This is a genomic window from Tannockella kyphosi (genome assembly GCF_021054785.1).
In the GTDB taxonomy this organism is placed as follows: domain Bacteria; phylum Bacillota_I; class Bacilli_A; order Erysipelotrichales; family Coprobacillaceae; genus Tannockella; species Tannockella kyphosi.
Window position 1 is genome coordinate 1,202,352 of sequence record NZ_CP088239.1, and the last position, 20,660, is coordinate 1,223,011.

Below are 20,660 nucleotides of genomic sequence, written 5' to 3' on the forward strand. Positions count from 1 at the left end.
TATTTATATGGGAGGATAAGATATGGATTTTACACATTTTGATAAAGATGGTAAAGCAATTATGGTCGATGTTGGTCAAAAGGAAATAACTCAAAGAGAAGCAATTGCAGTTGGTCGTATTAGAGTAAATAAACAATGTTTTGAAACGATTAAAAGTAAAGATAATAAAAAAGGAGATGTGCTAGGGGTTGCTCGTGTTGCAGGCATTATGGCAACTAAAAAAACATCTGACTTAATTCCTTTATGTCATCCTTTACAAATAACGAAATCAACGATTGACTTTGAACTATTAGAAGAATCATCGGAAATTGAAGTAACTTGTTTAGTTCGTTGTGATGGCAAAACTGGTATTGAAATGGAGGCATTAACAGGAGTGAATATTGCCCTATTAACTATTTATGATATGTGTAAAGCAGTTGATAAAACAATGATTATTCAATCTGTTTATTTAAAACGTAAAACAGGTGGAAAAAGCGGTATTATTGAAAATAATTTTTAGAAAGATAGGTAAGCATATGAAACATCAAAAAGAAGAATTGCCATTTCGTGTTGCAATCATCACATTAAGTGATAAAGGATCAATTGGTCAACGAGTAGATGAAAGTGGTCCTGCTATTAAACAGGAAATGGAAAAACAAGGATATGTCGTAATAGAGGAAATGATCATTCCTGATGACCAACCTACAATTGAAAAAGAATTAATTCGTTGTAGTGATGAATTACAAGTAGATTTAATTTTAACAACAGGTGGAACTGGTTTTTCAAAACGTGATGTAACACCAGAAGCCACTTTAGCAATAGCCTCAAGAAATGCACCTGGTATTAGTGAAGCAATTCGTTATTATTCTTTACAAATTACTCCTCGAGCAATGCTTAGTCGTGGTGCTTCTGTTATTCGTAACAATACGTTAATCATTAATTTACCAGGTAGTCCTAAAGCAGTAAAAGAAAGTCTAAGTTTTATTATCCCATCCTTGCAACATGGTTTAGGAATTTTAAAAGGAAGCCAAGGTGAATGTGGTAGTAATCAATAAAAAAACGATGAATTAGATTTCATCGTTTTTTTATTTAATTAACAACTGTTGATACAGTTGCTCCTGGCATTGTTACACACTGTGCTCCATTATCAAAATAATAATAGATGATTAAACTACCATCAGATGCATCAAAGCTATATGTTGCATCATTTTCATCCACACCCGCATCACTACAAATTTGTGACCATTCATCTGCTAAAGCAGTCACTTGGTCTTCTCCCTCCATTGCAGCTAAATCAGCTTCAAATTGAGCAAATAATAATACGCTTCTAGCCTCCGCAATAGCAGCTGTTTCATTTGCTTCATCAATCAAACCTGTAAATGACGGTACCGCAATAGCAGCTAATATTAACAAAATCACCACTACTACCATCAACTCTATTAAAGTAAATCCTTTGTTATTTTTTAATGTTTTTTTAATTTGTTTAATCATGTTTTCCTCCGTTTACTTCTAGACAACATTATATGTAGCAATTTTACACCAAATATCACTTTACTGTCAAGAAAGTAATCCTTTCTGCTTTTCACCGTTATTGATAATAAATAAATATTCCTCTACTCCCACTAACTTCTTCTACCATATTTAATATCCGAATAGAAATAGTACTCGTATAGTCATTATCACCACTACACATAATTTCAATATCCACACAATCACTCGTAATCTTTATAAAAGTAACACTAATTTGTTGATCTTGAAAAGTACTACTATTCGATACTATTTCATCATTTATAATTACTTGATTATCCGTTATTTTTAATACATTATAATCACTACTATATGTCCCTATATCTTGATCACTAATAATTACTTCACTAGCATAACGAATTTCACTACTAATTACTTCTTCTAAATAATGAACAATACTAATTTGTGTATTGTAACTAATTTGGCTACTATATCGATTCATAACTGCTGATAAAAATGTTATCGCTACAGCCCCAACAATAACAGTAATAAACATTGCCGTTAATAATTCCACCAAAGTCATTCCTTTATTATCTAATTTTATCATACCTTACTCCTGCTCTTTGAAAAACTCAAATAGTTTTTCTTCTTGGACATCATAAAGATAACTACCAGATAAAACAATCTCTTGTTGGTTATAAACATAGGAAATAGTCCCTGTCTTTTGTTCTAACACACCTTCTTCAAGCTGTTTAGCTTGTATTGCATTATACACATCCTGTACCCTTAATTCTTCATCTCTTGTATTTTGATAAAGATTCATACCAGCAAACAAAACTGTACCTAAAACAGCTGAAAGAATCCCTAAAATAAGCACTGCAACCATATTTTCAACTAACGTACTTCCTCGCTGACTATCCATTGCCATCCCCCTATTCCTGATAAGAATGGAAGTTATATAATCCATACATGACTCCCTCAACTTCATACACTTCCCAAACTAAAGAAGCTTTCACTGTTTCTTGATAACCTTGCCACTTCGTTGTAGACTCTACCATCACATACTCATCTTCTAAATAAATACAAACAGTCGTAATTCCACTTTGTAGATTACTATCATCAAAACAAACTTCACCTAACTCTATTTCTTGACCTTCTTGTAAATTCGCAACATCTATTACTAACGAAAGCCTAGCCTCACTTAATTCTTCACTGCCTTCTTGCAACAAAAGACTATCTTGTTCTAATTGAAAACTAATTGCACTTGCAATACTGAGAGAGGATAAATAGACTTGTTTTTCATAATAATCATCATTACTACTAGAAATATAGGTAGCAAACATTGTTTGAAGACCTACCACAAAAATAGATACCACTAACAATACAACCATTACTGTCATTAATGTAGAGCCTTGATTGTTTTTTAGCCTACTCATTTCTTCACCTACTTTATTGTTCTGCTTTCATATATATTGTAAAACTAATCTCAAACTCATCATCACTAGCCATTGTTAAACTCGTTAATACAACATCACTTCTTTGATATAGTACTTCCACAAAATCAATAAAATCATCTCTATCCCCAGATAAAGTTAATTGGACACTTTTAGCCATTGCTACAGCACTATTAATATCATAATCATCCGCATCATTATTGATTAGTGTAAAATTACTAACTGTTAAATAATGATCCACTAACATCTCACTTACTAAACGATCCACATCTTCATCTTGCATATAATCACCTATTAAAGTTTCTAAACTTGCAAGCTCAGAAAGATTATTTTGATAAGCAGCTTCTAATGAAGTGATACTTGCAAATGAAAGTTGATAAGAATCTACTTCGATGGATAATTCTGTAACAAGTGCTTCTTTTTCTTGAATAGACTGAATAGTTGGTTCCAATAAGAAAGCATAACTACCAAAAATCAAACATAAAATAAAAGTAATATATACTAATTTCTTTTCTCTATTTGTCAAATTTATCATTATTCACTATCCTCACTTTCACTTACATCAAAAAAAGCTTGAATACTAAATGCATATTGACCACCATTACGACTATCAATACTATAACCATTATAATACAATCCATCACCATAACTAGACTCTCTAAGCATTTGTGAATAAGCAGCAATATCATCTTGATTACTACTATATCCTTTCACTGTTAAAGTCGTTGTACTACTTGAATAAGCTATTGATTCAATCTCTAAATCACTTATAATTAAGCGTAAAAAATCAGGATTCACTACTTGAAAAGCATTCACTAAATCACTTATCGTTGTATATTCATTTACTTGTAGTAATACATCATCATTATTTGTTTTTATTTGTTCTAATGATTGTATTACTTGCGAACTTTCATAACTAGTAATTTCTTGTTCTAAACTAACTATTTGTTTATCTAAAGAAGCTTCTTTCATCATCAAAGATGCAAATACTACCATAATAAGAGCAATAACACAGAAAGGAAAAGCTACTAAAAGAGTTTTATTGATTGTCTTTTTAGATATTTTTTCTTTTTTTATAACTGCTAGATTTATATCATCTTTATTTGTTAATAAACCAAGATTTGGATAAAAATATTCCATATCTTTTGTCTTTTTCTTCTTAATATCAATAGATAAACCATAATCATGAATATGTTGTTCTAACTGATTCATTGATTCATCTGATAAACCAACATAATAACTTTTTTGTAATTCATATTCTGTTTTTTTAGATTTACTAAATTGAATCATAGTAGATAACTTAGCATATAACTCACTAATATATTCTTTGGTGTCGACATCATTATGAATACGACTACGATTCGATAATTGATAAATTCCATTTTCAAACAATACTGATATCATAGCATCTTGACTAACAATATTTAATAAGAATGTTTGGTCTTTTAAAGTATCACTCGCATTTACATATTTAACAATCCCATTAATAGCTACATCAATACGATCTATTTTTATATTCGCTTTATCAAATATTTCTATATAACGATTTAATAACTCTTTTGGAATAGCACAAGATAAAATAATATCTTCTTCTTTCGAGCTTTTAATAAAATTACGATCGTAATAATATTCAGTTGCTTCTCCCATATCAAACTCTCTTTGAATTACTTCTAATAATTTACTTTTTGGTATTTTAGGTAATGATAATCTTTTCAATAAAACATTACTACTATCTATAACAATAGATGCTTTTGTAATAGTTGGCTTTATTGATTTTAATTGTTCAATAATTTCTTCACTATCTACAATGACCCCATTTAAAACAGTACCTTCTTTTAATAAGAGGGTTTGTTTTTGATATTGCTCACCACTTTGGCCAACAACTTGAATCTTATCATAATTTATATAAATTACTGTACTCATATTTCCCCTCCTATCCTATCATCGAATACATATCAAACATTGGCAACATAACTGCAACTAGTATTGGTCCAATAATACCTGCCATAACAATAATCATTCCTGGTTCTATATAGGTTAATAACCTTTCAACTGCTAACTCTGATTCTAATTCATATTCACTAGCAATAGATAAAAGCATGCTATCTAACTTACCGCTTTCTTCTCCTACTAAAATAGAAGCAGATAACTTCCCTTCCATTCCTTCTACATCACTTATCGCATAAGATAAAGGATGACCAGATTGGACATCTTTTATTACTAATTGGAATTGTTCTTCTAGATAATGGTTATTGATTGTTTTTGCACTCATCTCTAATGATTGAATCATTCCAATTCCACTACTATACAATGAGCTCATTGTTCTAGCAAAGCGTGCCGTATAGATAATCGATAACAATCTTCCTACCCCTGGTATCTTTAGATGAAATCTATCTATCTTTTTAGCCAATGGACTCCATTGCCTAAGTGCAAGCATCGCTGTAATAAATAAAATAATTAACAATATAACTACTGCCCAATAATTAACAAAGAAATTACTAATTCTTTGTAAGAATAACGTAAAACTATTTAATTCTGTTCCACTTTTTTCATACATTTCAAAAAATATAGGTAATACATATGTAAATAATGCTAGAACTACAAATACAACTACAAAAGCCAATATAATCGGATAAGCTAAAGCATTTTTTATTTTCCCTTTTGTTTTATACTCACTATCATAATATTTTGCCATCTTACTAGCAGCCCCGTCTAATTTTCCACTAGCCTCTCCAGCATGAAACATATGAATCATCATTTCTGGAAAAGATTGACCACAAGCATACATTGCTTGCGATAAAGTATTCCCTTGTGATATTTTTGCATATAAATAATCATATAATTCTTGAGAAGATTTTTTAGATGATTGTTGTTTGATAATTTGAACAGCCTTCATAACAGATATACCAGAAGCTTGCATGGTTGCTATTTGGCGTGAAAAATCAGCTAGTTCTTTTACTTTCAAACGTTTGAATTGTAATTTAGGAGAACTTTGTTCTTCTATATCAAAAGCATAAACTCCTTGTATTTTTAATGTTTCATACAAATCATTAGGATTCGCTGCTTCTTTTATCCCTTTTATTTTCTTTTTCTTATTTGATACACCATTGTACTTATATATTGGCATAAAACAATCTCCCTTTCTATAAAAGCCCTAAATACCACTGCAATATAACTTCTCCATAAAAAACACTAAAATAACAACTAATACATAAAGCTGGTCCAAAAGGCATATAAATATCTTTTTGTTTTTTTATAAATAATAAATAAATTGCTTGCATTCCTCCTATTATAATTGCAAAAATAAATGCCATTATAACAAGCTTTAGACCTAATAAAAAACCACAAGCCATCATTAATTTAATATCTCCACCACCAAATCCACCATTTTTTATAAGTGACACAACCAACATCATACCACTAACACTTAAAAATCCTAAACTTCTATTGAATAGTGATATCTCTGGTTGTAAAAAAGCAATAATAATTGCATTTATCATAATAAGTAAAATAAGAGAATCTGGTAAGATCATACAATCAATATCAATAAACATTAATATCAGTAATAAGGATGCAAAAATACAATAGAAAATACTAATTATTTGAAATCCAAATTGATAAAAAGTAAATCCCCATAAGACTCCTGTAAGCAATTCTATGATTGGATATCTTATCGATATCTTAGTACCACAATGACGACATTTCCCTTTTAAAAACAAATAACTCACCACTGGTATTAAATCATAAGACTTTATTTTATTTTGACAAGATGGGCATTTTGAACGTCCTAGTACTATACTTAGATGCTTTGGTAAACGATAAATAATAACATTAAAAAAGCTCCCAAAAATCATTCCTACTACAAATACGATTAAATACCCTAATAATTCAATTATTAACATCTTCACTCCTTTTATTAAATATCAAAAGCAGTATGCTTTTGATATTCATCAATGGAAGTAACTCCCTCCACTACTAATTCATAAATATCTTCTTTAATAAAATTCATTTTTCCTGTTTCTTTTATATAATCATATAACTTTTCAGTTGATTCTTCATGACTTATCATAGAACGCATTATTTTATCTATTTCTAATACTTCATGGACTGCAATTCTTCCCTTATATCCCGTTTGATTACAAGCACTACATCCTGAACCATGATAGAAATGTTCTACATCTGGAAACATTGCTTTTTGTTGATCAGTAGGGACATATTCTTCTTTACAAAATGGACATATCTTCTTTACTAAACGTTGTGCTACGACACCTGCTAATGAATTGGCTAGTAAATAACTTTTTACTCCCATATCACTTAGACGAACAATAGAACTAATGGCGTCATTTGTATGCAATGTTGATAAAACTAAATGTCCTGTGATTGCAGCACTAACAGCTATTTGTGCTGTTTCACTATCTCTTGTTTCTCCTACTAAAATCACATCTGGATCTTGACGTAACATGGAACGTAAACCTGAACTAAATGTTAATCCTGCTTTTGGATTTACTTGTACTTGTGTAACGCCTTTGATATTTCTTTCAATAGGATCTTCTATTGTGGAGATATTGATAGGCTTTTTTTGCATTTGTTCTAAGACCATATATAAGGTAGTTGTCTTACCAGAACCTGTTGGTCCTGTGATATATACAATACCATGAGGATTTAATAATATTTTTTGAAGTAAATCATAATTCTTTTGACTCATCCCATAAGTTTGATCATTATCTAATTTAATTTGTTGTGATAAAAAACGTAATACTATTTTTTCACCAAAAGGAGAAGGCATTGTTGATACACGAATTCCAACATCTTTCCCTGCAACTTGTACTTTAAAGTTACCATCTTGTGGCATTCTTCTTTCTGCTATATCTAATTCTGCTAAAATCTTAACACGAGTAGCTAATTGCATTGCCAAAGCAGGATCTAATTCCATATAGGGTACTAATTGTCCATCACTACGGAAACGAATTTGTAACACATCATCAAAAGGCTCTATATGAATATCAGATACGCCTTCCGAATATGCTTTTAATAATAATGTATTTACTAATTTAATAATTGGAGAATCTTGTCCTCCTAATTCAATATCAATATCCATAATTTCATTATGTTGGTAAATACGAGCATCTTCACCGGCACTACTAGCTGCTAATCTTGCATCAATTTCTGCATAAGATTGACGGATCATTTGGGTTAATGCTTCTTTATGGCATAAAACAACAATGGCATCTCCATCAAAAAAAGATTTCATATCTTCAATACCATAAAAATCCAAAGGATCATTTAACGCTAAAACAACACTTGTTCCTTTTTTATCAATAGGTAGCATATAATGTTTCATACTTACACTTTTTGGTACTAACTCAACTACCTTTAAGTTTACATTCGTAGTTTTTAAATCTATTATTTCTACATTCAACCTTTTCCCTAAAGCTTCTAATAACTGAGTTTCACTAATAAATCCCATTTCTAATAGAACTTCACCAAGGCGTTTTGATTTGTTTGTTTGTTGGAAAGTGATTGCTAAATTTAACTGATCACTGCTAATATAACCAGATTCTAGTAAGACATCACCTAATCGTATATTTGCTTTCATAATACCTCTCCTATCTTTGATGCTATAGATAGCTTAATCTTATCATAATTTTACAAATTTGTATTCTTTTGCACACTATTTCTACATTTTTTCTCTTCGTTTAAACACAATAAAAAGATGATAGCCTTAAACTATCACCTTTTTTTATTTTTATAAGAATGAGAATAATGAGAAACTACTCATTAAGCTACTAATATAATTCATTACAATGGTACTAAATAACCATGCTCCAACAATAACAGAAGTAATTGTAATTGCCGATGCAACATTATTTCTACCTCTTAGTTCACTACGAATAATTTCATTTGTATATAATAACCAAAGCACTAAACCTGCCACATAGACAACACTCATTAATGTTGCTGATAAATAAGAACAGATAGCTCCGATTAGTTGTAAACAAGTAATAGGTAAATGAGCTAATCCCATTTTTGCTACCAAACTTAATAAGTAATCTTTATCATGTTTTTTAGTAGCAATAGCAATACCACCAACATAAAGTACGACTGACATTATAATCAAACACCCTAGTATTACTGCAGCTCCTGATTTTATTGATGATCCATAATCACCTAAATTAATCAAGAAACAAGATAAAATAGAAACTGCTAATGCTCCTCCACCAACTATTAATGATTCTTTTAAATCACTTGATTTTATAGAACGAGTAACACTATATGGATTTTTTAAAACTCCTAAAGCTATTCTTTTAAATTTTTCAACTGGTACTTCTGGAGTAGCAGGCTCTGCTACTTCATTACAACAAGCTTTACATGATTCACATTGACAAACACCATCAACTAATAATTCTCCACAATATTTACAATATTTTTTCATTTTTCTCTCCCCTTTTCTATTCTACTTCTGCGCCACAGGCACAACAATAAACACTATCACTATCAATTTCTTGTCCACATTCTTCACAATACATTGTATCTAATACTTCTTCTTGTACTGTTTCTTGCATACCTTCTTGAACTTCTTGTACTTCTTGCACACCTTCTTGCACTTCTTGAGTTACTTCTTGTTCTTCAATAGCAGTTGGTTTCTTTGAACCCAACATTCCTTTTTTCTTAGCAATAAATAATCCACCAGCAATGACTCCAACAATAGCAAGATAAATTATAACAGCAAAGATATTTGTATAAGTTCCAGTATAACTAGCAGTTCCACTTAATCCACTAAATTCTTCTGTAAAATTACTTCCTTCAATTACTGCATTCGAACTAGTTCCTAATAATAAACTATATAAACTACTTAAATCACTATCATAATCTTCAAGTTCTTCCTGTGATGCAAATAAACCTAAATCAGCAGTATAAGTTAATACAAAATCATCATTACGATAATCAACAATCTCGTAATAATAGAAATAATCACTAAATACAAATTCTTTTGTTAAAGAAAATAATCCACCTTCATCACTATATACAAAACTATCTCCTTCTCCAAATAAGTAATTACTAGAAGCAATAATTTCTTCTTGTGTTCCAGTTTGAGTAATAATTATTTGTAATTGATCATCTTTTTCCTTTGTATCAATGTCATATCCTGTTACATCTTGTTCAACTAAATTACCTTCATCATCATATTCAGGATAAACACCTGCTTCTAAACTAGCAACAATTGAATCAATCTTTTCATCTTCAGGAATACCATCTAAATAAATAGTAGTTGTTCTAGTAATATCACTAGAAAACATTGAATTATCTAAATGTACATCCATTTTAGCAACATAATATACATGTTCTAAACTATAGTTAACTAATTCCACTTCATCATTAATATAACTATCAAGAATTAAATAATATCCATCATCATTTTGTTCACAATAAGCAACATTTGATCCAGTATAATTACTAAATTCATATTCTTCATCATAATGAACCCAATAATATAAGTCTGTACTTCCTGATGTATCACTAAACATACCAAAAGCTAATCCTTCTTTTAGTGTATTAGCATCTACAAAAACACTACTAGAATCTTCTGTAAGTTCGATATAAGCAGCTTCATTATCTAAGAATGCAGCAGTTATACTTGCTAGATCTTCTAACGTAGTACTTTCTATTTCTAAAACAAATGTTTTAGAAGATGTTCCTTCTACCCATTGTCCTGATGCTCCATCAGGTACTAAATCTTCAAAATGTTGAATAATTTCTTCTTCATTTAATGATAATGCAGCATTTGTAATTTCTACTTCAACAGTACGTACATATTCATCTAATGAAATAATGTCTGTATAGAATGTAAATGATTCAATAGAAACATATTCCATTGTATCTACATCGATTGTATCTGATCCACTATAAGAGTTTTCACCAACAATAACAGTAGATGTACCTATTTCAAAGACATAACTTGTTTGAGATGATGTAATTAAACCTGCATCATATAAAGCAGTAGGCATCCATGAAAGTAAATCTGTAGTAGAAAAACTTTCTGTTACTTTCATACCTGTTGTTAAAGGATTTTCAGCCTCTAAAATAACAATCGATTCATCCTCCCCAGTAATCGATTCTACTTGTAATTCATAATCTTCAATTGACTCAAAAGATAACACTACTTCATAAGACACAGTTTCTTCGTCATATGTAATTGATAAACTAGCTGGTGCAGTAGCATTAATAACAGTATTAATATCTTCCATCGTACCATCAAATTCATCTGCTACAACATCCTGGTCAACCACAACATACATCACACGTGATCCACTCATGTCCTCATTGAATGTTAACTCCGTATTTACCACAGATGCATCACTACATCCACATATCATTACAATAAGCATTAACGTGGCAAAAACACTTAAAATTTTCTTCATTTCTCTCTCCCTTTCTAAAATATTAATGATAATTAAATAATCCATCATCACCATATTTTAACCATAAATATACCATAATTATCTACCATAAAGCTGATAAAATCAAGCATTATTATGATTGTATAGAATTTGTTGCAACAAATTCTACTTTTAACAATATAAAAGTTTCTACTTCTTTTAATAAAACAAATAACTTAGCTCTTTCTTCAAATTCCATTCTTTCTTCAGGCAATGGACTAGACTTTAAATCATCCATTAATAAATATAACTTCTCTAACAATAATTCACCCGTATTATCTTGGTGAAATGATTGTGCTACTTCTTCTAATAAATCAGAAACTTGTTTTGCAGTAATTGGGGCACTATGCATCGTATCAATTCTTTGATGCATGGCATATAAAACATGAAATTGTTTTTCTCTCATTTCAAGATATTCATTGTCTTTTCGATCAACATTGGATAATTGGTTCATATAGTTCGTTTCTGCTATGTTTTTAGCAATACGCAACGAATATTCCAAATCATGAAAACACTGTCCTCCATTACTAGGAAACTGCTTATCAACGATTCTAAGTGACATACGATGTAAAATCTCTTTCATTTGTTGATCTGTTTCTTCTTTCATTTTTGTTATATAAGCATCATCCTTATGTAGATGTGCATTAACAAACATTGCCAAGCTAATTCCTATCAAAAACAATAAAATTTCATTCCCTATATTTTGTGTATTCATAGAACTATGAATAAAATGAGAAATTAATACAGAATCAACTGCCATTGCACTTTTCCATTGGAAATGTTGACATACAACAATAAACAATAACAAGTAGATATAAAAAGAAAGATACCCATAACCAACTATTTCAAAACACAAAAAAGCAATAACTAAAGCAACTATAAAAGCTATCAAACGTTGACTTGCTGTTGCAATCGTTTCTTTCTTTGTCGGTGCTACTGACAAAATAGCAACAACTCCTGCTGATACAGGATAATCTAATTGTAAATAATTAGCACATACAATCGATAAAATAGCTGCAAAAGCTATTTTTAATGCATTAACATATTTTTGATTTATATTCATATTTATCTCCCAACACTTGTTTATATTAGGTTATTGTACCTATTTTTTTAATAAATTACTATCATTTAATATAAAAAAAAGAAAGACGTGGTATCTTCGTCTTTCTAATTAATTGAAATAGTTTCCTACATCCCGTTGTTTTATTAGTAGACATCAAGTGGTATCTTCTCTATTCTAATAACAAAACATGTATTTACTATTCAATAATGATAGCTATTGTTGCCCATTAACTAGTGTTTATTAAGTCCATCGAAAAGGGGAGGAGATAGTCTTAATAAAATAAAAACCAACTACATACACATTGATTAACAATGTCTGTGCAGCTGGCTAACTTGTAATGTAAGTCCCTATAGTTTTGTGTCACCACCTCACGATGGTTTTACCGATGTATTTGATTTTACTAGGTCCGTTTGTATTATTATTGCGGGCCCTATCACACGTATATAATAGCATATATTTTTTTAAATGCAAGCAATTTGCATCATTTTTTTAAAAAATATACTATTTTAGTATGAATGAAGCTTTTTTAGTTGATAAAATCAACATAATTTGGATTTATACAGGTATTTATTAACTCTTTTATCCAAAATTAATCCGTTTTTATCCATTTTGCATAGATAAATAAATCTTCTGTAATTATATCCGTTATTTCTACCTCACTACCAGCAGTAAAAGTACTAGTTGTATAATAACCTTCAACAACATATCCAGATATTGTCATATCAGTAAACTTTGCTTTCACCAGTGCATCTTCTACACTTGTTCCATAATCTACAGAAGCACCTATTTGTGAATAATTCACACTCGAGTAAACATAAAAATCATAAGAATTAGCAGTCCATTTTGCAGTTAGTGAAATATCATAGCTAGGCATTGTTGTAAATTTCACTCCTGAAGCATTATACCACCCTTGAAATGTATAACCTGTTAATGTTGGCTCACTTATTGTTTTTCCATAAGTTGTTAAACTAGTCGTGCTATTCGTTCCATCATTTAAAGTTAGATTATAACTATTAATAGTCCACTTTGCACTAAGGCTTACATCTTTTGAAGGCATGGTAGCTCCGCTTTCCCATTTTACACCATCACTATCATACCACCCACTAAATGTATAACCTTCTAAGCTAGGTGTCGATAGGAAAACTGTATCCCCACTTGCATAAGATGTCGTTGTTGATGATGATCCATTTGTTTGTGTTAATGAATACATGACAACATTATCATCAGTATCATTTTCTTGCCATGAAGCAGTTAATGATAAGTTATTATTTGGCATCGTATCGTTGTTATTCCATTTAACATTGGAATTATCATACCACCCTAAAAATGTATATCCTGATTTAGTTGGTGTTTCTAGACTTATTTTTTCTCCATAAGCATAACTTGATTTAACAGAAGAACTACCTGAATAAAGCGTTAAGGTATACTCATTAGTCTGCCAACTAGCATATAAAGTAAGATCACTAGCAGGCATCTTTGTGACTTCTTGCCCCGCATCATCAAACCAACCTATAAATGTTGCATAACTAGAAGAAGGACTTGATAAAACAAGGGGATCAAGATAGCAATAGGATGCTGTTGTTTGACTATCTCCATCTTTTAGTGTGAGAACATAAACATCCTCTTCAAATAAGCCATACAATGTTATATCCTCATCTGGCATAAGATAAGAAGAATAAACTGTTTCATATGTTTCTTCTAAATACCATCCTTTAAAACTATACCCTACTACTTCAGGTATCTCAATTTCTATCCTTTCATTTTCTTTAAAAATATATTCCACTGTTTCCCCATCCAATAAAACAACAGTTAATAGATGTTCTTCTAATGTTTCTCGACGTGTTAATTCAGATTCAATATCTTCTTTTTCAATTGAAATTTGATTCGTTCCACTATCAATATAAGTATCTATTAAACCCAACATATCCACACTCATTGTCGTTAAATCCAAATCCCACAACTCCGTATTATTCGTTTCTTCTAAAAGATACTTAACATACGTTTCTGTCTTACTTTCTATCTTTACTTCATAACCACTTTCAACTAATAAAGTTTGTTCCAATTGACCATCAAGATTAATAAGATCACTAGTCACAGTCCCTTCCAATGTCGTAAGTCTCGTATAATAAAGTGCTCCACTTTGATAAACCTCAACAGCAAACGTCGTTCCTCGAACCGCTAGGCTTGCATTCGGTGTAGTAACCTCAAAACTCTCATCCTCTTGTAAATCAGTTATAATTTCATGAATCACTGACCCAACTAATACAATAATCTCCGTATTTGAATCATCTTCTCCTTCTATTTGTAAAGAAGAATTTTGAGACACATAAAGATACTTATCATCATCTACTAACAAGCGACAATATCCATCTTGGCCTACATAAACCCTATCCCCACTCTCCAATAACATCCCTTCATAACCAGACAAATCTTCAATATCCCCTCTAGAAACAATCACTTCCCCTTCCATTTCAACTACCTTAATTACTCTTAGTGCTTGTGTATTTTGATTCAAATAACAAAATAAACCAACACTAAAAAGCACCCCAATAGCTATCCCAATCATTACAACCTTTTTATTTAATCTCATATTATCTCCTCCCAAATCAAATATGCCAGCAAATATAAATTCTTATTTTATATACCTATTAAAAGATAACTTGAACTAAAAACATATAAAACAAAGTCCCTAATAAAATACTAATCAGTGTATTCTTTTTCCATAAATGTAAAAAAACAACAAAAGCAATTCCTAAAAATTCAGGTAATCCATGCAAAGAATCAAATAATGCATCTTTTAAACAATAAACAATAATTAAACTAATTGATGCATAAGGTAATACAGTTCCTAAATACTTTACATAGTTTGGTGCTTGCTTATTATCTGGAAAAACTAGAAAAGAAATAAATCGAGTGAACATCGTTCCCAATGCTACAACAATAATAGTGAATAAACATTGTATCGTTGTCATTATTTTACCTCCCCTTTTGTTATTAGTTTTGTAATACCAAAACTAATAACAATCAAAAACATAGCCGGTAACATAAAGCTATCTCCGCCAAACAAAAACAAACTTCCTAAAGCACACAACAGTCCTACACATGCCGGAAAATGTTCTTTTGTTTCTTTCCATTGTTCTACAAACATCACTACAAATAACGCTGTTAAAACAAATTCAATACCAGTTGTATCAAATGATACAACTGTACCTAGTATTCCTCCTAAAGTAGCACCTAAAACCCAATAAAAATGATTGAACAATGTTACAAAAAACATAAACCACCCTTTATCAATATCTTCAGGAATTTGTACCGTGCAATTAATTGAAAAAGATTCATCACACATACCAAATATCAAATAAAACTTTTTCCATCCAGTTCCTTTATACTTATCCAACATTGATATTCCATAAAAAATATGTCTTGCATTCACCATAACTGCAAGTAAAAAAGCCTGCAAAGGATTAAAAGCCATTAATAATAGATTCGCAGTTACAAACTCCATTGCTCCTGCAAAAATCAAAAAACTAGTAATCATCGGATAAATAAAAGAAAAACCCAAACTACTCATCAAAAAACCATAAGATAACCCTATAAATAAAAATCCTATACAAATTGGTAATGTATATGGCAATGCTGCTTTCAATGCTTTTGTTTTCACTAGAATTCTCCCATTCTTACTTCTTTAAATTACTAATTTGTTCTTGAATTTCTAATAATTCCATCCATCGTTCACTTAACTTCTCTATTGTTTCTTCTAATAAAGTTCTTTTAGATGATAATTCATCTAATTTACTAAAATTATTCGTTGTTTCTTGCATTTGTTGATCTATTTGTTCTAATTCTAATTCTTTGGTTGCAATTAATTGTTCCATACCCTCTAATTCTTGTTTTTCTTTCATTGAAAGCTTTGGTATATTTTGACGTTGCAATTGTTTTTCAATAGCATAACGTTTTGCTCCATCCCCTTTTTTACTTTCAGGTTTTTGATCTAACTCTAAATACTGACTATAACCCCCATTTACAACTGTAATTTGTTTATCTTTAAAAACAAAAACACGCTCACAAATACGATCTAAAAAATAACGATCATGACAAACTACAATAACAATACCAGGAAAGGTATCTAAATAGTCTTCTAAAATAGTTAAAGTCAAAATATCTAAATCATTTGTTGGTTCATCAAATAACAATACATTTGGTACTTGGATTAAAACCTTTAATAAATTAAGTCTTCTTTTTTGTCCTCCAGATAACCTACTAATCTTAGTTTGTTGCAAAGAAGAATCAAATAAAAATCTTTCACACATCGTTCTTGCATTTAATCTACCATCATTTGTTTCTAAATCATCACTCGTATCTTTAATGTAGTCAATCACTTTCATATCTTCTATTAAATCATCATTTTGTTGTTTAAAATAACCTAATTTTACAGTTTCTCCTAATACTATTTGACCATTCGTTGGTTCTAAAGCACCAGCTATTAATTTAATTAATGTAGATTTACCACTACCATTAATACCTAATATTCCAATTCGATCTTGTCTAGTACATGTATAAGAAAAGTTTGAAAATAATTCCTTTGTACCAAATGCCATGGATACATTATCAAAAATAATTGTTTTTTTACCTAATCTTTGATGAACATCCATCATTTCTACTGATTTATTTTCTTCTATTCTTTCGATACTACTTAGTTGTTCAAAACGTTCTAAACGATCTTTACTTTTTGTTGATCTAGCTTGTACTCCAGCACGTACCCACTCAATTTCTTTTTTTAAGAATAAATCTCTTTTTCTTTGTGTACTAAATAATTCCATTTCTCTTTTTTCTTTTTGTTCTAAATATTGGGTATAATTACCTGGATACTCGATTAATTCTTTTCTACTAATTTCATATATTTTCGTTATAATTCGATTTAAGAAATAACGATCATGACTTACCATTAATATTGCTTTATTATATTTGATTAAATATCTTTCTAAATATTCTATCATCATACTATCTAAATGATTGGTTGGTTCATCTAAGATTAATAAGTCACATGGTGTTAATAGCGTGATAGCTAACGCTACTCTTTTTTGTTGCCCTCCTGATAATTGTCCAATCAACTGATCATAATCATCAATTCCTAATCTATTTAACATTGCTTTTACTTCATAGTCTGGTAATTTCTTTTCATCGATATCTTGATATACTTGTTGCATCACTGTTTTGCTTTCATCAAAATCAGGATGTTGAGGAAGATAACTAATTGTTGTATTTCCATTTTTAATAATAGTCCCAGTAACTGGTTCTAATCCAGCTATCACCTTTAAAAAAGTGGACTTTCCAGTTCCATTAACACCTAGCAGAGCTATTTTATCTTGTTCTTCAATCGTAAAAGAAGCTTGATTGAATAATTGTTTATCGCCTAATTCTTTGGTAATGCTTGCACTTGATAATAACATAATAATCTCCTTCCATGGGATTCGTTTATATTATATAAGTAAATTTAAAAAAAATCTATACAAAAACCACTCATTGAGTGGTTATAAGTCTGGTGCTATTTTAAATACTGCAGTATTCGCATACATTTTACTTTCATTTCTAGCAAATAAGATAGTCCCTTCATCAGATGATACTACTCTCCCTATTACATGTCCTTCAAAAGCATCAATTACTTCTGCAAGTACTTGGTTTTTATAAACTCTATCCCCAACTTTTACAAAGCTATGATAAAAGCCAGCTTTTTTAGAACGAATGGTAACAATATCTTGACTACTAATTTGTTTTGAAATATATCCCTCATGTCCTTTGTAACTAATAATTCCTTGTTTTGATAAAAAACTAAGAATTGCATCAATTGCTTTCATCGCACTTTTATGATCTACTTCATCCGTTGTAGTGGTATAGATTGAAAAACTTAATGTATCCCATACTTGCCAATTATAATTTAAAGTCGCTGTATCATAAGGACGAGGTTGATGAGCAATAACATACGGCATTCCAAAATCAGCTGCTAAATTTAATAACTCTTGATTGGGTTTATCGGCTATATTCATAACTCGAACATGTGGTAAAAAGTTACCTGGCATATAAAAAGAAGCAAGTTGCATACCATATTGATAATCTTTAATATTATCAAATAGCCCTGCTGCAATACGTTGGGTTGTTTCACCTTGATCATATCCTGGAAACATGCGATTGATATCCGTATTATCAATTCCCCAAAAACGTTTCTTTGTATTCAAAGAATACGTGTTTACACTAGGAACTACTAAAATCCCTTTTTTAATTAAACCTTGTTTTTCTAAACTTTTTAAACGCTCTATCAATTTTGCACAAACATATAACTGTTGATTTTCATTCCCTCTAGTACTCCCAACAATACAAGCTGATTTTTCATTGGTACCAAATTGATAACCCACAATACGAAAATCATCTCGATAAAGACCTGTCATTTCAAATAAAATTTTCTTTTCCATTATCGTACCTCTTGATACACTGCTTCTTTTAAAATACGTCCCATTAAAGAGCCTTCACTAACTACAGGATATTCACGAGTCGTAAACAACCATCCATTTCCAGGAGCTTGAATTATCGCTAATACTTGACCACTTAATGGATTTACAATATTACCAATCACTTCGTCTTTCCAAACATAACTACCATGTTCTTTTTCTTTTATAAAAATACCAGAAACTGGAGCATTAAGAAACAAAACATCATCATTTCCATCAGAAATAATAGGTTTACGAATATTTCTTATTTTTTTATCATCATAAATACTTAATAAGTTCATTAAATTAAAAATCCCATCTAACAATTGATCACCATACCTTTTAGTAATACGCATACCAACACCCATTTCAACTACAATAGTTGGTGTATTTAAAACATTTAAACTATGTGCAAAAGTCGATTCTAATACTGTACTAGCTCCATGTACCCATATAAAATCAACATTCGCATTATTTGCATAACCCAATAACATATCTTTATGCAATTGATTAATTCTTATTTGTGGAACTTCCGTTAAAAAGATATTACTAGCATGAATATCAATACATAAATCAGATCCTTGTACATCTTCTATTATTTTAGCAGCAATATATTCATTCATATCACCATCGATACGTCCTGGAAAAATACGATTCATGTCTAAATCAAAAGCTGGTATTCCTCGACTAATAGAATCAATTCCAAATGGATTTAATGCCGGATAAATATCCACAATACCCTGTAATTGATCTATATTTTCTTGAATAATGGAAGATAATTGATAGCACACATATTGTCCTTCTAATTCATCTCCATGAATTCCTGTAACAATACTAATCCTTTTTAAACCTTCTATATTTGTTACACCTTTTGGTATTAAACGCATCTTTTTAACCGATAGATTTTCATCTACTGGTAACTCTACTTGTGTTACTATGATCTCCATACATACTCCCCTTATTTATAAGCCTCATAAACAATAACTGAAATTGTTTGATGTTGAGTTCCTCCGCCTAAAAAAGCTCCTTGATTAATAATACAATCTAAATAATCTCGACCATTTGATATTTTTATATGATCTTCATGAACTAATATATTGTTAGTAGGATCAATACCTATCCAATAACCAACATCCTGACAATTTTCATCTACTTCAAATATTTCTACCCAGGCATGACTATAACCCTCTCCCACTAACAAACCAACTACATACCTTGCTGGTATTCCTGCCATTTTACAAAGCGCAATAAAAATATGAGCATAATCTTGACATACACCACATCCTAAAGACATAGCTTGCTCCGCTGTTGTCGTGATATTGGTAACATCTTTTTTATATTCGTAACTTTTTTGTAATTGTTCCATTATGATCATTGCTTTTTGAAAATTAGTAGATCTCTTTCCAAATTGCAATGATGCAAAGAAAGTTTGTAAAGCATGTCCTGGCTTTGTGATATTTGTAGGGTATTTATAAAACCCAACTTTATAAACATCTTCATAAATACGTGCTTCATTTCTACCTGTGTATGCTGTTCCTATTACATCAAAATAGAATTTTTGATGTGCCTCTGGTGCATGCCCCATAATACAAGCATTATGAAAAGAATCATTACTTTCACTAAGGTATTGATTAGGATAAACATCTACTTTTAAGTTTTCAATTTTTTGATTTGTATCACTTAATGGTATACATTTTAATGTAAAATGATGATTTTGGACATCATCATCAAACATTATGTCCATGTGATAATGAAAGTATAACTGCTTCATAATAAT

Annotated in this window: 20 protein-coding genes, 1 pseudogene and 1 riboswitch; of the genes and pseudogenes, 2 read left to right on the forward strand and 19 right to left on the reverse strand. The window is 30.3% G+C overall.

Annotated elements, in window-relative coordinates; all coding sequences use genetic code 11:
• Window positions 1–22: 22 nt before the first annotated feature.
• Window positions 23–499, forward strand: coding sequence for a cyclic pyranopterin monophosphate synthase MoaC (gene moaC / locus LRR82_RS06020; RefSeq protein ID WP_249028534.1), 477 nt, complete (start codon window positions 23–25; stop codon window positions 497–499).
• Window positions 500–545: 46 nt separating this feature from the next.
• A pseudogene (locus tag LRR82_RS06025) lies at window positions 546–1,034 on the forward strand (MogA/MoaB family molybdenum cofactor biosynthesis protein); the annotation flags it as partial.
• A 34-nt stretch (window positions 1,035–1,068) separates the two neighbouring features.
• Here LRR82_RS06025 and LRR82_RS10900 read toward each other — a convergent pair.
• The 19 genes from LRR82_RS10900 to LRR82_RS06120 form a co-directional block, all read right to left on the reverse strand.
• Window positions 1,069–1,470 (reverse strand): type II secretion system protein, encoded by a 402-nt coding sequence (locus tag LRR82_RS10900; protein WP_283162774.1) that lies wholly within the window; start codon window positions 1,468–1,470, stop codon window positions 1,069–1,071.
• Between the two features lie 97 nt (window positions 1,471–1,567).
• Entirely contained in the window at window positions 1,568–2,053 is a 486-nt protein-coding gene (locus tag LRR82_RS06035) for a PilW family protein (RefSeq protein ID WP_249028536.1), read from the reverse strand.
• A 3-nt stretch (window positions 2,054–2,056) separates the two neighbouring features.
• Window positions 2,057–2,368, reverse strand: coding sequence for a type II secretion system protein (locus tag LRR82_RS06040; RefSeq protein ID WP_249028537.1), 312 nt, complete (start codon window positions 2,366–2,368; stop codon window positions 2,057–2,059).
• Window positions 2,369–2,378: 10 nt separating this feature from the next.
• A complete protein-coding gene (locus tag LRR82_RS06045) occupies window positions 2,379–2,882 on the reverse strand; it encodes a hypothetical protein (RefSeq protein ID WP_249028538.1) in 504 nt (167 codons plus the stop codon).
• Between the two features lie 13 nt (window positions 2,883–2,895).
• A complete protein-coding gene (locus LRR82_RS06050) occupies window positions 2,896–3,435 on the reverse strand; it encodes a hypothetical protein (protein WP_249028539.1) in 540 nt (179 codons plus the stop codon).
• On the reverse strand, window positions 3,435–4,823 hold the full coding sequence (locus LRR82_RS06055; RefSeq protein ID WP_249028540.1) for a hypothetical protein: 1,389 nt from the start codon (window positions 4,821–4,823) through the stop codon (window positions 3,435–3,437). The genes LRR82_RS06050 and LRR82_RS06055 overlap by 1 nt, the downstream gene beginning before the upstream one ends.
• A gap of 10 nt (window positions 4,824–4,833) precedes the next feature.
• Window positions 4,834–6,027, reverse strand: a complete 1,194-nt coding sequence (locus tag LRR82_RS06060) for a type II secretion system F family protein (RefSeq protein WP_249028541.1) — start codon at window positions 6,025–6,027, stop codon at window positions 4,834–4,836.
• 16 nt (window positions 6,028–6,043) lie between these two features.
• Window positions 6,044–6,802 (reverse strand): prepilin peptidase, encoded by a 759-nt coding sequence (locus LRR82_RS06065; RefSeq protein ID WP_249028542.1) that lies wholly within the window; start codon window positions 6,800–6,802, stop codon window positions 6,044–6,046.
• Window positions 6,803–6,816: 14 nt separating this feature from the next.
• Window positions 6,817–8,496, reverse strand: a complete 1,680-nt coding sequence (locus tag LRR82_RS06070) for a GspE/PulE family protein (protein WP_249028543.1) — start codon at window positions 8,494–8,496, stop codon at window positions 6,817–6,819.
• Window positions 8,497–8,646: 150 nt separating this feature from the next.
• On the reverse strand, window positions 8,647–9,333 hold the full coding sequence (locus LRR82_RS06075) for a hypothetical protein (RefSeq protein ID WP_249028544.1): 687 nt from the start codon (window positions 9,331–9,333) through the stop codon (window positions 8,647–8,649).
• A gap of 16 nt (window positions 9,334–9,349) precedes the next feature.
• The gene (locus LRR82_RS06080; protein ID WP_249028545.1) at window positions 9,350–11,320 is read right to left on the reverse strand and encodes a zinc ribbon domain-containing protein; all 1,971 of its coding nucleotides are present in this window, start codon (window positions 11,318–11,320) and stop codon (window positions 9,350–9,352) included.
• A 112-nt stretch (window positions 11,321–11,432) separates the two neighbouring features.
• A complete protein-coding gene (locus LRR82_RS06085) occupies window positions 11,433–12,401 on the reverse strand; it encodes an aromatic acid exporter family protein (protein ID WP_249028546.1) in 969 nt (322 codons plus the stop codon).
• Between the two features lie 315 nt (window positions 12,402–12,716).
• Window positions 12,717–12,795, reverse strand: a riboswitch (cyclic di-GMP riboswitch).
• A 195-nt stretch (window positions 12,796–12,990) separates the two neighbouring features.
• Window positions 12,991–14,991 (reverse strand): InlB B-repeat-containing protein, encoded by a 2,001-nt coding sequence (locus tag LRR82_RS06090; protein WP_249028547.1) that lies wholly within the window; start codon window positions 14,989–14,991, stop codon window positions 12,991–12,993.
• A 58-nt stretch (window positions 14,992–15,049) separates the two neighbouring features.
• Window positions 15,050–15,373 carry a branched-chain amino acid transporter permease gene (locus tag LRR82_RS06095; protein ID WP_249028548.1) on the reverse strand — a complete coding sequence of 108 codons (324 nt, stop codon included), beginning with the start codon at window positions 15,371–15,373 and terminating at the stop codon, window positions 15,050–15,052.
• Complete coding sequence (locus tag LRR82_RS06100; protein WP_249028549.1) at window positions 15,373–16,062, reverse strand: AzlC family ABC transporter permease; 690 nt, start codon at window positions 16,060–16,062, stop codon at window positions 15,373–15,375. Before LRR82_RS06100 ends, LRR82_RS06095 begins: the two co-directional genes overlap by 1 nt.
• 16 nt (window positions 16,063–16,078) lie before the next feature.
• Window positions 16,079–17,851 (reverse strand): ABC-F family ATP-binding cassette domain-containing protein, encoded by a 1,773-nt coding sequence (locus LRR82_RS06105; protein ID WP_249028550.1) that lies wholly within the window; start codon window positions 17,849–17,851, stop codon window positions 16,079–16,081.
• Window positions 17,852–17,932: 81 nt separating this feature from the next.
• Window positions 17,933–18,868: a M14 family metallopeptidase gene (locus tag LRR82_RS06110; protein ID WP_249028551.1), complete on the reverse strand. Its 936-nt coding sequence runs from the start codon at window positions 18,866–18,868 to the stop codon at window positions 17,933–17,935.
• Window positions 18,868–19,830 carry a M14 family metallopeptidase gene (locus LRR82_RS06115; protein WP_249028552.1) on the reverse strand — a complete coding sequence of 321 codons (963 nt, stop codon included), beginning with the start codon at window positions 19,828–19,830 and terminating at the stop codon, window positions 18,868–18,870. Before LRR82_RS06115 ends, LRR82_RS06110 begins: the two co-directional genes overlap by 1 nt.
• Before the next feature lie 11 nt (window positions 19,831–19,841).
• Complete coding sequence (locus LRR82_RS06120; RefSeq protein WP_249028553.1) at window positions 19,842–20,654, reverse strand: transglutaminase-like domain-containing protein; 813 nt, start codon at window positions 20,652–20,654, stop codon at window positions 19,842–19,844.
• Window positions 20,655–20,660 lie beyond the last annotated feature (6 nt).